This window comes from Psychrosphaera algicola (genome assembly GCF_028401425.1).
GTDB classification, from domain to species: Bacteria; Pseudomonadota; Gammaproteobacteria; order Enterobacterales; family Alteromonadaceae; genus Psychrosphaera; species Psychrosphaera algicola.
Map to the genome: position 1 here is coordinate 1349595 of NZ_JAQOMS010000002.1, position 13232 is coordinate 1362826.

Here is a 13232-nt window from a genome sequence, read left to right on the forward strand (position 1 = left end):
ACTCATTTTTTATTAGATATTATCTGAATACCACTAATGCCCAGATTTTGTACGGACATTTAGCCCCATGAAGATCAGTGAAAGGAAATGCACGGAGTAATAATAACGCAGACACCCACCGTTGTATTAACCGCCTAACGCAAAAAATAAAAAACAACGTAGACACCCATCGTTGTTTTAACCGCCTAACGCAAAAAACAACGCAGACACCCACCTTTGTTTTAACCACATAACGCAAAAAACAACGCAGACACCCACCTTTGTTTTAACCACATAACGCAAAAAATAACGCAGACACCCACCGTTGTTTTAACCACATAACGCAAAAAACAACGCAGACACCCACCTTTGTTTTAACCACATAACGCAAAAAACAACGCAGACACCCACCGTTGTTTTAACCGCCTAACGCAAAAAACAACGCAGACACCCACCGTTGTTTTAACCGCCTAACGCAAAAAACAACGCAGACACCCACCGTTGTTTTAACCACATAACGCAAAAAACAACGCAGACACCCACCGTTGTTTTAACCCTCTAACGCAAAAAACAACGCAGACACCCACCGTTGTTTTAACCACATAACGCAAAAAAACAACGCAGACACCCACCGTTGTTTTAACCGCCTAACGTAAAAAATAACGCAGACACCCACCGTTGTTTTAACCGCCTACCGCTAAAAATAACGCAGACACCCACCGTTGTTTTAACCGCCTAACGCAAAAAACAACGCAGACACCCACCGTTGTATTAACCACATGACGTGAGGTAAATTCTATTATTTATGCTTGCCACTCTTGGCTCATAAGCTTTATTTCGTCTGCAAACAGCTCCGCAACAAAAACATCACCTTGATTTATTTTCCCAACACCTTTTGGTGTGCCGGTCATAATGACATCGCCATCATCTAACGAAAACACCGTTTCGACTTCCGATAATATCGCGGTTGGAGAGTGGATCATGTGTTCTACACCGCCAGCTTGTTGTAGCTTGCCATTTATCCAGAGTTTCAAATGAAGCTTTTCTAAATCGAAATCCAACTTAACAAAGGGAGATAACACAGCGGCACCTTTAAAACTTTTAGCTCGCTCCCACGGAAGCCCATTCTGCTTCAACTTAGTTTGAATTTCTCGTTTTGTTAAATCTAAGCCAACCCCGACCGCATCTAAAAACCCGTTTTTTACGACAAAACATATTTCTGTCTCAAAATGAATTTCATCGCCGCTTTGAGCGCTCCCAAGCTTAAAAACAAAACTGTCAGATATTGCAGAATTGGGTTTTATAAACAACACCATCTCGTCAGGAACCACATTATTCAACTCCTTAATATGATCTACAAAGTTACGCCCAACACAAACAACTTTATTAGGTATGATCTTAGTTCCAGCGACAGTGATTCTATTTAGTGACATACAAATATTCCTTTGCTCGGATTAAGTGGATACGCTTAAGAAGTGTAAGTTTAACTAAAACAGATGGTAATCAAACACGTTTCCAGTTGAAAATTAACAAAAAACCCCAGGCGACTGGGGTTAATTTTAATATAGGAAGAGCTATTAGAAGATTAGCTAACTGTTACTTTGGCAAACTTTCTTTTACCGACCTGATAAATTTCACTGCTGCCAACTTCAATAATCAACTTAGTATCACTGATTTTGTCTTTGCCGTTTAACTTAACAGCCCCCTGCTTGATCATGCGCATCGCTTCAGAGGTACTTGCCACTAAACCAGCTTCTTTAAGTAAATTACTGATAGCAATTGGTTCACCTGATGTCACCGTAACTTCTGGAATTTCGTCAGGCAACGCATTTTTTGGAATCGCTTAATGAAATCGGCATAAGCATCATCCGCAGCTTGTTCACTGTGGAAACGTGCAATTAGTTCTTTTGCTAATTCAATTTTGACATCACGAGGGTTGCTGCCCGCTTCAATATTTGCTTTAAATTGCTCAATTTCAGCAATTGGGCGGAAACTAAGTAAGTCATAGTAACGCCACATTAGCTCGTCAGAAATAGACATTACTTTACCAAACATATCCTGCGGCGCGTCTGTAATGCCGATGTAATTGTTCAAAGACTTAGACATCTTTTGAACACCATCTAATCCTTCTAACAAAGGCATCATCAAAACAGATTGTGGACGCTGACCTTCGTCTTTTTGCAACTCACGGCCCATTAATAGGTTAAATCGTTGGTCTGTACCACCTAATTCAACGTCAGCTTTAAGTGCAACTGAATCCCAACCTTGTACAAGTGGGTATAAAAATTCATGAATTGCGATTGACTGACCACCCGCGTAGCGTCTTTTTAAAGTCGTCTCGTTCCAACATACGTGCAACGGTTTGACGAGCAGCTAGCTTAATCATGTCTGACGCACCAAACTCGTTAAACCATGTCGAGTTAAAAGCGACGGTGGTTTTAGCTGGATCTAAAATTTTGAAAACCTGTTCTTTATAGGTTTCTGCATTTCTTAGCACGTCTTCTTTAGTTAACGGCTTACGCGTAACATTTTTCCCGTTGGGTCGCCAATGAGTCCAGTAAAGTCACCAATTAAAAAGATAACTTCATGGCCTAGGTCTTGAAATGTTTTTAGTTTATTAATTAGAACAGTATGACCTAAATGAAGATCAGGAGCTGTAGGATCAAAACCGGCCTTGATGCGAAGAGGTTTGCCCTCTTCTAGTTTTTTGATCAGATCGTCTTCTGGCAAAATTTCATCTGTGCCACGTTTGATCTCAGCTATAGCGTTTTGGATGTCGGTCATGTTATCGCCTGTAAATTACTACTCGAAGAGTCAGGTTAAAAATAGAATCGCCGGAGTTTACGACAATTTGTCCCTTTTTTGAATGTTAAGCTAGGTACAAATTGCGATATTCTTCAAATGCGTACTGATCTGTCATGCCGCTAACGTGATCTTGGATCAATCGACAACGGTAATAAAACTCCAGTAATACAAAGTCGGGCTGGTTAATCAAAGGTTCAATTGCCACTCGATAGGCTTTTAAATGTTTGTTTGCAAGGCGTTTATAAAGCCTAGCTTCTAAAAGCCTACCACGTTTTCGGTCCCATACCATGTCTTGAAACTTGTCTGTTTTGCATAATAACAAAGGTTCAAAAGCTTGCAGTAGCCCCGATATAATTTGATAACCCTGTAGTTCTTTTGTCTCAACTTCATGTGTTGAGAAAATGTATTTAATCGCGACATCTTTAAATGTCGAAATAACGTTATGAAAAATACTGTCGTCTTCGAGTAAGGCACGATTAAAATCGCCTTCGTAGACGCTTTCAATATTATCGATAAATTGCACAGCAGCATGATCGACCAGAGGATGAATGAGCTGCACCCGCAACCAAACAAAAAATTCATGAGTCTTGTTTATCGGCTCTTTTTCACTTCGGCCAAGTGCATATTCTACGGCCTCTTCAAATGTCTTGTTTTTCGTGATCCTTTGAGTACTTGTTTCACCAGCGTACCGATTAAACGTCTCGATTAAATGAGCAGACAACTGTTGGCAATCTAGTAGTCCTTTTTCAACACCATCTTCAATGTCTGCTAAACAGTAACTTATGTCATCTGCCGCTTCCATTAAATAGGCTAAAGGATACCTGTGACCGGGCTTTATTTCTAAATGGGTCGACATCGACTTGATGTCTTCCATTTCAGAATAATAAAACCCGACTTTCTTCTTCAAATAAGACAGTGGTTTGCTTTTGTCAGGTCTTTGTTCAAGCCCCGAACGCGTATATTTTAGTATGCTGGCCGCTTGCGAGTACGTTAGGTTTAAACGTAACAAATTAAAGATGATCCGAAATGCTTGAGCGTTTCCTTCGAAATTTTTAAGTTCGTGTTTAAGTTGCAACGCCAACATTTTGTTCGACGACTGCGCAAACAAAACATGTTTATCAAGGTGTTTTTCAAACCAATGGTTAATCGCCGCTTCACCAAAATGACCAAAAGGCGGATTACCTATGTCGTGCATCAAGCACGCCATTTCTACTAATGTTTCAACTTCTCTTTCGAATGGCAGTAAACCGATATCTAACGGATTTTGGTTTAATTTCTTGAAAATTGTTCGAACAATATGTCGACCCGTCTGCTGTACTTCTAACGAATGCGTTAAACGGCTGCGTACTGCAGAGTTATTTTCTAATGGAAAAACTTGTGTTTTTTGTTGAAGACGACGGATCGCAGCTGACTGAATAATTCGGCCTCTGTCACTTTCAAACTGCTCAGCTAAATAACTAATATCGGTAGGAGGGGTTGCTCGCCCATATGAACGCAACGCAGTGATTTTCTTCTTGAAATCCATAAAACTAGAAACTCTCGGCAAAGGATGAAAACACCCTAGTGGCGGATATTCCAGCCAACTAATAAGTGAGTACGATTGTTAAAGGTAAGGTCGGCTTCTTTAAATTTTTCGGTTTGGCAAATCGGAGCCATTTTATATTTATAAAAAGTTAATGAAGACTCACGACTAACTTCTTTTTTTCAGATTCTGGCAACACGTTCCACGACAAATACACTTGTTTTTTGGTCATGCCCCGTACAATTCGACATTCTAATATCGCTTTCTTGATCTTTTTTGACAACTTAGGATAACCAGCGATATAACTTTCAGCTCGAGCTTGCCGCTCATCTAGTTGTTTTTGTTGCTTCTTTTTTGTTTCGCCCAATAAGTTTCAATGGATTCAGCTCTGCTAACGTCATAAAACGTCATCTTCGACTCGTCTCCACAAGGCAATGCCGAAAACTTCGTTACACCATCTTCGATACACCGGTATACCTCTGCATTAATGTTTGCAGACATAAACAGACCAAAGACTAATAGTAGAAAACCAGCCGCTCGCATTAACCTACATTTTCCTTTCTGTTAAACTTAAATTCAGACCATGTTGAAATGTAAAATCACTGATATTCTCAGTTTTTTTCAAATTTCCACACAAATAAGTCGTAATAGTGCGGTAAAATCAACGATAAACCTAGCATTCCACATAAAACGATGTACATCAAGGCAAAAATACCAATGACACAATTTGCAATCATCAATGAAGTACATAAAACATTAGAAATAAAAAAAGCCAATTCATTTGCTGGCTCAAAACAGTGGATTCTCGTGAAGATGCCATGGCGTTTCTTGCTATCGCCAAGCAAACTTACCCTGACGCGCGACACCATTGTTGGGCGTATGTCATGGGCGCCAACGCACAATCTCAAACCGCCGCGATGTCCGATGATGAAGAACCTTCTGGTACCGCTGGAAAGCCCATTCTCAATGTTTTACAACATAAACCTGTCAATAATATTATGGCAATTGTCATTCGTTATTTTGGTGGTATTAAACTTGGGGCCGGAGGGCTTGTAAGAGCATATTCGCAATCTGTTGAACAAGCGTTTAGTGAGGCGGAATTGGCGCCTATTGTCCCTGTAGATAGTTTTACGGCGAAGTTTGATTTTGCTCAAGAACAATGGGTTCGCCACCAACTTGATTTATTGAATGGCACTATTTTAGATGTTGAATATGCTGAGTCTGTAACAATGACAGGGCTTATTCCAAGTGAAGGCTTGCAACAATTACAAAATGCCATTGCGTCAAAAAGCATTGATTTAGTCATTGAGGAATAAAAGGTTAATACAAATATATTAGAAACGTCTTACCCAATTCTATGTGAGTTAATTAATGTCTTTAGCAAACCGCGGCACAGCAACTGTCGTTAGCCCGAATTTGATGTCTGAGACATCTTTGATATTGCCAATGGTAATATCAATTGATTATATTCATTCATTAAGTTTTGGATCTGCAGTTTAATTAACTTCCGTTCATCTTCATCTAACGATTCATCATTGTAATCAAGCGTTGCTTGCTCAATTTCAATACGTTTATTCGTTGCCAGTTCCTCTAAATTTGCTTTATCTGAAACGGTCAAGGTCACATCTTGTGATTGCTCGGCTTGACGAACCTGAGCTACTTTCGCCATCGCTCTTGCTTGGCTCTGCGCTAATTTCACTTGTTGCAAGCTCGTCGGCTTCGTTAATTGAGTTGTTTTTTAAGTTCCGCTTCTGGTGAAACATTTTGCTCCAGATGATGACTAAAAATGACAAATATCGCGACACAGAATGCAACAATAAACGCGCCAATTAACACAATTTTATTCTTTTTCATTGTCAATGACCTTAGTTTGAACCCGTTGAGAAAGTATGTGTACCTAAATTCTTGGTATTGCCCGCCATATCCCTAACGCTTGATAAAATGCTAATTCGATACGTTGTTGATCCTAACAGTGCCGAATTTGGGGTAAATATTATTGTGTCACCTAGTACCTCATATTCACCTTCTATAACATCGGAACCTTGCTTGATTTCAGGTAGCGAGCGACCATCAATGACCTCGTCAAAAACGATGGTTATTGTTGTGTTAACATCAACATCTGTTGCATTACTTGCTGGGTCAAGACTGACCAGAGATGGACCCGTTGTATCGTTTGACTCAGAAAGCGATGTCGTAAATGTTAGTACATTGCTTGCTGCGTACTGGTTACCAGCATAGTCACAAAACGCATTAACCGAAACATAATAAGTTGTATCAGCAGATAAGTTTTCCTGACCTTCAATCGTCACGATTTTTCTGTCCGACGACAATGAGACATAGATATCGACTGAACTATCATCGGTACTTAAAGTCACACCTGTTTCAATAGGACAAGAATCGCTCAGGGCAACGTCAAATTCTAAAACGACCTTACCATTTAAGGGCATATCTGTATATCCATCAGGTAAATTTGTCGCCACTAAAATAGGAGCTGTCGCATCTAAAGCATCAGCTGTAGTGAACACACGTCGTTGCGACTGAGCCAAAATATTCCCTGCGTTATCTAATAGATAGGAGAGTAACCAACATAAAAGTCATAGCGAGAATTTGCTACCAATACCGAATCAGGCAATAACGTTAATGTCTGCCCGTTATTGCTTAACTCCCACGTAGAAGCAACTTTTTCCTGTGCGCTAAAGTCTAATAGATAAAACGTATCCGTATCTATTGTTGTAACATCAACAGGTTCGTCAAACGTCACTTGCAACAATGGATTTAGTGGTATGTCAACACTGTAATTAATAGGAATACTCCATGCGCTAACTTCCGATTTGGCAGTATCGACTTTATTACCTGTTGTAAAGGTTACTGTCATTGACTCCTGCATAGCATTACGACTTAAATCATAGAGCCCAGAGATCGTAAATGTATATGTTTCGTCCGGATCTAAAAGCCGTTTTGGTGTGAAGGTTATCAGTGTTCGCTCACGAGTTAGGTTCATAGCTAATGGAATATTCAGGCCCTCACTATCCATCAAATTTGCGATATTTGAGTCAAAACTTGAAATTGCTTCGTCGATTCGAACTCGCAGTTTAAGGTTCAATGGCAGACCTGTTTGCTCATTATCTACATTAATTGAGAGCAACGTTGGGGATGTCACATCGATATCGCTATTTGTCGTAAAGTATCGATATTCGTGCCCTGCTGGATTGCCACTCAAATCACGCAAGCCAGTTGCATAAGTATAATGCAACGTATCGGCGACTAACGCAGACGCAGGTGTAACTGTAAGTATGGTGCCATCTGACGACAACTCCCATGTAGAGGCAATCCTCAAGTCACTTGAATTCCAATAATAAATGCCTTCATTAGATAAACTTGTTGGATCAATCGGCTCAGAAAAATGCCATTGAGTTACCGCATTAATCGGTATATTAATTTGATTATTTGATATTGAGACATCTACAACCGTCGGTGCCGTAACATCTGCGCTATCGCCAGTATTAAATACTGTTTGGGCGGATACAGCCACATTACCTGCACCGTCAGTGACACCACTAACCACTTCCGTAATTTCGCTGCTTGTCGCAAGGCTTTGTTGGTGGCGATAAGTAATGACTTTGTCTTCTTCATCAAACATTACATTTGTTGCCGATGGGTTATTCGCAACAAATGATATTGGATTGATGCTTTCGTCATATCTAACCGAAAATAGCGCGTTCACCCCTATATTCTCAGCGCCATTTGGCGGATTCATTGCAACTACGGCAGGGCCAACATCATCCACAATCGACAAATCATCCGTTGTAAATGAAATGTAATGATTACCATATTTTATGTCTCCGTCGGTATCAATAATGTCCGATGTAAACTGCACATAGTAACTATTATTGACCTCGAGAGGCTCATCAGGATTGACAGAAATAATTGTGCCAGTAGGATCAAGTTGCACTGTCGCGGGATGAAGTACTGCTTCAAGGTTGTTTGTATACAATTTGACGTTTTCAGATGTCACTGTAGATTCATCCAATGGCTCTGAAAATTGCGCCATAATGGTCAAATTCAAAGGCAAATGAGTGCCACCCTGTGGATAAGTCGATGTAAATGCAGGAGCGATACCTATTTGCTCAGAAATTTCAGCCATTTCAAAATTACTGTCGTAGGAATAAATCCGATTACCAACTAGATCGGTTAGGCCATCCACATAGACCTCAATACGTGCACTAGGAGTAAGTCCACCAGCTTTCGTCAATGTCAGTGTAGAGCCAGATGAAGATAAACTGACGTCAACTTCCACTAACTCACCATCTTCCAATACAGTTACGCCATCCGCTAAATTTGCCGCAGATATTGGTTTCGACAAATAAAGAGTTATCGTGTCAATATCATACGAAGTATCATCGTTATAACTCGGTACTTGTTGCAAAACTCTGGGACGAACATTACCTGTTGGATCAAGTCCTGTTGTAAAAGAACTCACAAACGGCACTAATGCGTTACCTGATAAATCCACGATCTTGTCATTAGCGACAACAGAAATTAGGCTGTTTTCAGGTAGATTTGCACTAATCGTGACAAACTGCCCGTCCACTGAGCGACTTATTGACGTCGTGAGCGTTTCTGAACCACTAAATACCGCGATATTAGATGAAGTTAATTGCGAGGCATCCATAGGTTCGCTAAATGTTAGAACAATGTCTGTATCTGAATTTGTATCAATACTGAGATCCGCTGGCGAAATTGCCACTATGGTCGGTGACGTATTTTCAACCGATTCCGCAGTGACAAATTGTCGAGTACCAAGGCTCCGTGTATTCCCGGCTAAATCAGCAACCGTACTATACAAATAAATGGTATACGTTGTATTTCCGACTAAATTAACCGAAGGCGTAAAGACGACTGTATTACCAGTTACCTGATACGATCCTGGGACGGTAATTCCGGCACCACGCACTTCGGGTGCGGTGCGTTGGTCAATATCCTCATCAAATTCCATTGTTATAGTAGAGAGCGACGTTGTGATTTCCGTGGCCTGATGGTCAGGTGAAATTGATACTAGCCCCGGTGCGTCATTGTCTACTTCCGTGTTACTAAGCGTTGAAAATTCAAGTTGATAAGAGTCATTTGTATTACCTGCGTAGTCACAAATATCTGACATTGTCAGGACATAACTTGTCGCTGTAGAAAAGTTTTCGACAGGTGTGATACTAAGTGTTTTATCATCTGAACTTAACGCCAAATCGATATCAATCGCAATACCATTTGCTTCAACTTTAATGCCTTCGTCGAGTAGACAACCACGGTTTAGTCTTTCGTCAAACGTAAGCTCTACGGCACCGTTAATAGGCATATTTGTTGCGTTTGTGGTGATATTTGTCGATAACACATTTGGCGCAACATCATCCGTTTCATAGGCGGTAGTAAAGTAGCGATAATTGCTATTGCTTACCCTATTTCCGGCTAAATCTTTTATATAAGGCGAATACCCAAGGTAGAAGTAATGACGAACACCAGCCCTTAATGCCTCACTAGGAATAAAAGTAATGGTTTTTTTATCATTAGATATTTGCCAATCACCCTCGACATCAATACCCGTGGTATTGTCGTACAAATAGAAAGTTTCTTCATCGACAGTTGCAGGGTCGATAGGTTCATCAAACGTCACAGATAGTTTGGGATTTCTAGGTGCGTTTTCTGCTCCATGGGTCGGTGCACCCCATATTGCAATACTGCCGCCTTCGATGTCCGTTAACGCACTTGTAGTAAAATGTGTCGTCATCGGTGTGCTTAAAGTACCGCCACTGCTATTTTCAACCAAACCTATTGACCATAGGTGTACTGGCTATTCGATTTGAGTAACATTTTTGGGGTCAACGTAAGTAATCTACGTTCTCTGCTCAGTTCAAGTTCAAAATCGACAGGGTTACCTTGATCATCTTGCAAGCTAATATGCTGTTCATAATCTGTTGTGATTGATTGATTAAAACGAGCATTTAATTTTACATTTCTCGGTACCGAAGTCGCGTTATCTTCTACTGTCGTTGCGGTAATCGCCAGCGGTTGTTCTGTGACATTCCGGTCGGTATCGACTCGATAGTAAGTATAACTAAACACGTTATGACTTAGGTCGCGCACGCCATAAATATAGAAATATAATCGACGATAAACGGGCAATAAGGCCGTTGGAATTAATGTAATTTTTCGGCCATCAGCGGAGAGTTCAACGCTCGCTGCAATATTTTTGCCTGTGGAGCCATCATACAAATAGACCGAACCTGAATGCACACTTAACGGATCGATTGGTTCATTAAATGTAACCGACAATATTGCATCGCGTTGGACGACGTCATAATCAAAAAACGTAGAATCCACTATTGTTGGTGCCGCAATGTCAGGTCCACCGGCTGTGGTAAACGTCGTCGACGCACTAACGACTTTGTTACCGACTAGATCGTAAACTTCCGATATTGTCTCTGTATGTTCTGTCAAAGCAGGTAATGGCTGGTAGTAACTATATCGTAATTGCTTATTGTCTGCATCAAACTGAATATTCGCCTGACCCAAGCGATTAAACCTCAAACTATTAATGTATTCGTCAAATTCAACAGTAAACGTTGCATTTGTACCTATGCCAACCGTGCCTTCTGCTGGGCTAAATGCCGTAATCATTGGTTGTCTATCATCAACTATAGAGTCACTGTCGGTATAGATGTAATTAGAAAAACTGAAATTTAATGAGTCGCCATCCGTGTCTAAAACACTAGATTCGATAGATAAATAATATGATCTACCGACCTCAAGTAACGCTGACGGAATAATGGTTAAGAGCTTGCCTGTTTCGTCCCAATCAAGATGATAGCTTATTGATTCCCAATCTGAGCTAAATTCACCACCAACGGCTTGCAAGTTAACGGTTTGCTCATTAAAGGTGGATTGATCCATTGGCTCATTAAACTTGACCATAAAGGAGCTATTCAATGGCACGCCTTCGTAACTGCTCTGCGGTGTATAACCTATTACATAAGGGCTATAACCAACTCGACCGTCTAAATACGCTAACGTAAAATAAGCACTGGCTGAGTAAATTCGATTACCAGAAAGATCTCTTATCGAATCATCTAAGAAGCTGGTTATTTCAGCGCCATAGGCAAACCCGTCTGCATAATAAACATGAATTGTTTTACCATCATTTAAAAGAGACACCTCAACATCAATTGGTTGGCCATTCTCAACAACTTTAACACCTTCAGCTAGGGTACTAGGGTCAAGCGGCTGATTAAAATGGAAATAAATGTTATTTCGTTCCGTCACTTCAGAAACACCATTTTCTGGACTCTCTTGAATTAGTGAAGGTCGAGAGTAATTATTGCTTTCGGCACCTGTCGTGAACGAACTGACGAAGTGATTTAATGGATTGCCACTGAGATCAACCACGTTACTAGATACAATTATGCTGACAATGGAATCGGCTGGTAAGCTTGCTATTAATGTAACTTCTTTACCATTTACGCCACGATATACGCTTGGTGATACAATTTCGCCTGCTGCATACAAGACAATGTTGCTGCTATTTAAGGTATTTTGAGTGATCGGCTCGCTGAACGATAAAACAATCTCTGTACTATCTGGTGAGACCCCTATTGCACCATTTTCAGGAGAAACTAATGTCACCTCCGGAGGGGTCGTATCTATTTCAGACACTGTATTGAAATATTGCGTTCCACCATACGTTGTATTGCCAGCAAGGTCTGGAACATTATTATAGATTTCTATTCGGTATCTATTTGACCCCAACAGTGGCTCACTAGGTGTAAAAGTAATTACATTACCAACAATTTCATAGCTCCCCGCCACTTCTAGATCAGTTCCTGATATTTCGAGCTCTATTTTAGGCCTTGCCATCAAAGAAACGTCTTCATCAAACTCTAAAACAATTGAAGTATCTTTTGGAACATCTACCGCTTGATGTAAAGGTGAGATGCTAACCAAACTAGGACCCGTTGTATCCGGACTTGAGTTACTCGACGTGGTAAAGCTAATTGTTTGTTTCTCTAATACGTTACCGGCGTAGTCGCATATTTGGTTTAGTTCCAACTGGTAACTTGTACTTGGTAAGAGCTGTTCATCACTTTCTATGGTGATCTGGTCCCCATTACCGCCTAAAGTAACTGAAATCGCTACCGTTTCTTGCCCAGTTGTTAACGTCGCAGCTTGATCTAACGCACACGTTTCAGAGATTTTTCGGTCAAATTCAAATATAAATTGTGGATTGATTGGCATCGTTAAAGAGCCATTAACAACATTTGTTGTCATTAATTGAGGGGTTGTCGCAAGTTCATCTAAGCCTGTTGAAAAGTTCCGCGTTGCACTATTTACAACTGTATTTCCTGCAATATCAGTAATAGGAGTGACCCGGCCGACATTGATTGTATAAGAGTGTTCTGGCGTCAATAAACTGCTTGGCTCGAGACGAATTGTTGTTAAGTCATCGCTAATAGATTGGCTGGTACCAACAAGTTCACTTACATTGTTGTCATACAAATAAAATCCTGCAGAAACCACAGTTGTTGGGTCAACAGGCTTTGATAGTGTCACTTCAATGACAGGATTAAGTGGCAAATCCGTAGCATAGTTATTCGGGATACTCCAATTAACGATGCTACCAAATTCCGTATCGAGTAATTGCCCAGTTGTGAAATTTAACGAAAGTGCTTCGGTTAACGTATTTCCAGCTAAATCACTCACGCCAGCGATCATAAATTGATAATCTGAACCCGGGTCTAATTCGGCAGTTGGTTGCAAAATTATTCGAGAACGGTCCGCCTCAACACTAACTGTTGCATCTACTTTTTGACCGTCGACATCAAATAACTCTAAACCACTGAGCTGCAAGGCGTCGATAGGCGAATCAAACAATACGGCAAAA

At 40.6% G+C, this 13232-nt stretch carries 10 protein-coding genes and 1 pseudogene; 1 reads left to right on the forward strand and 10 read right to left on the reverse strand.

Annotation, left to right across the window (positions count from 1 at the left end):
- Positions 1–782: 782 nt before the first annotated feature.
- From PN838_RS07345 to PN838_RS07365, 5 genes and pseudogenes are all read right to left on the reverse strand, one after another.
- Positions 783–1412: a fumarylacetoacetate hydrolase family protein gene (locus PN838_RS07345; RefSeq protein ID WP_272180198.1), complete on the reverse strand. Its 630-nt coding sequence runs from the start codon at positions 1410–1412 to the stop codon at positions 783–785.
- A gap of 152 nt (positions 1413–1564) precedes the next feature.
- Positions 1565–2763: pseudogene (gene tyrS / locus PN838_RS07350) on the reverse strand (tyrosine--tRNA ligase).
- 85 nt (positions 2764–2848) lie between these two features.
- On the reverse strand, positions 2849–4309 hold the full coding sequence (dgt, locus tag PN838_RS07355; protein ID WP_272180199.1) for a dGTPase: 1461 nt from the start codon (positions 4307–4309) through the stop codon (positions 2849–2851).
- Between the two features lie 148 nt (positions 4310–4457).
- The gene (locus tag PN838_RS07360; RefSeq protein WP_272180200.1) at positions 4458–4673 is read right to left on the reverse strand and encodes a hypothetical protein; all 216 of its coding nucleotides are present in this window, start codon (positions 4671–4673) and stop codon (positions 4458–4460) included.
- Complete coding sequence (locus PN838_RS07365) at positions 4637–4849, reverse strand: hypothetical protein (protein WP_272180201.1); 213 nt, start codon at positions 4847–4849, stop codon at positions 4637–4639. The genes PN838_RS07360 and PN838_RS07365 overlap by 37 nt, the downstream gene beginning before the upstream one ends.
- A 212-nt stretch (positions 4850–5061) precedes the next feature.
- Here PN838_RS07365 and PN838_RS07370 point away from each other — a divergent pair, with 212 nt between their 5' ends.
- The gene (locus PN838_RS07370) at positions 5062–5622 is read left to right on the forward strand and encodes a YigZ family protein (protein ID WP_272182529.1); all 561 of its coding nucleotides are present in this window, start codon (positions 5062–5064) and stop codon (positions 5620–5622) included.
- Between the two features lie 89 nt (positions 5623–5711).
- Here the strand turns inward: PN838_RS07370 and PN838_RS07375 are convergent, their stop codons facing one another.
- From PN838_RS07375 to PN838_RS07395, 5 genes are read right to left on the reverse strand one after another with little or no spacing between them, the layout of a single operon-like run.
- Positions 5712–6014, reverse strand: a complete 303-nt coding sequence (locus tag PN838_RS07375; RefSeq protein ID WP_272180202.1) for a hypothetical protein — start codon at positions 6012–6014, stop codon at positions 5712–5714.
- Positions 6015–6028: 14 nt separating this feature from the next.
- Entirely contained in the window at positions 6029–6160 is a 132-nt protein-coding gene (locus tag PN838_RS07380) for a hypothetical protein (RefSeq protein ID WP_272180203.1), read from the reverse strand.
- An 11-nt stretch (positions 6161–6171) separates the two neighbouring features.
- Positions 6172–6852 (reverse strand): Ig-like domain-containing domain, encoded by a 681-nt coding sequence (locus PN838_RS07385; protein WP_272180204.1) that lies wholly within the window; start codon positions 6850–6852, stop codon positions 6172–6174.
- Between the two features lie 17 nt (positions 6853–6869).
- Positions 6870–10124, reverse strand: coding sequence for an Ig-like domain-containing domain (locus PN838_RS07390; RefSeq protein ID WP_272180205.1), 3255 nt, complete (start codon positions 10122–10124; stop codon positions 6870–6872).
- A 2-nt stretch (positions 10125–10126) separates the two neighbouring features.
- Complete coding sequence (locus PN838_RS07395; RefSeq protein ID WP_272180206.1) at positions 10127–13222, reverse strand: Ig-like domain-containing domain; 3096 nt, start codon at positions 13220–13222, stop codon at positions 10127–10129.
- Positions 13223–13232: the final 10 nt, after the last annotated feature.

Bases quoted from the DNA above. Each gene is read 5' to 3' on its own strand.
- PN838_RS07345 (WP_272180198.1), bottom strand. From the start codon at position 1,412: ATGTCACTAAATAGAATCACTGTCGCTGGAACTAAGATCATACCTAAT.
- PN838_RS07380 (WP_272180203.1), bottom strand. From the start codon at position 6,160: ATGAAAAAGAATAAAATTGTGTTAATTGGCGCGTTTATTGTTGCATTC.
- dgt (WP_272180199.1), bottom strand. From the start codon at position 4,309: ATGGATTTCAAGAAGAAAATCACTGCGTTGCGTTCATATGGGCGAGCA.
- PN838_RS07365 (WP_272180201.1), bottom strand. From the start codon at position 4,849: ATGCGAGCGGCTGGTTTTCTACTATTAGTCTTTGGTCTGTTTATGTCT.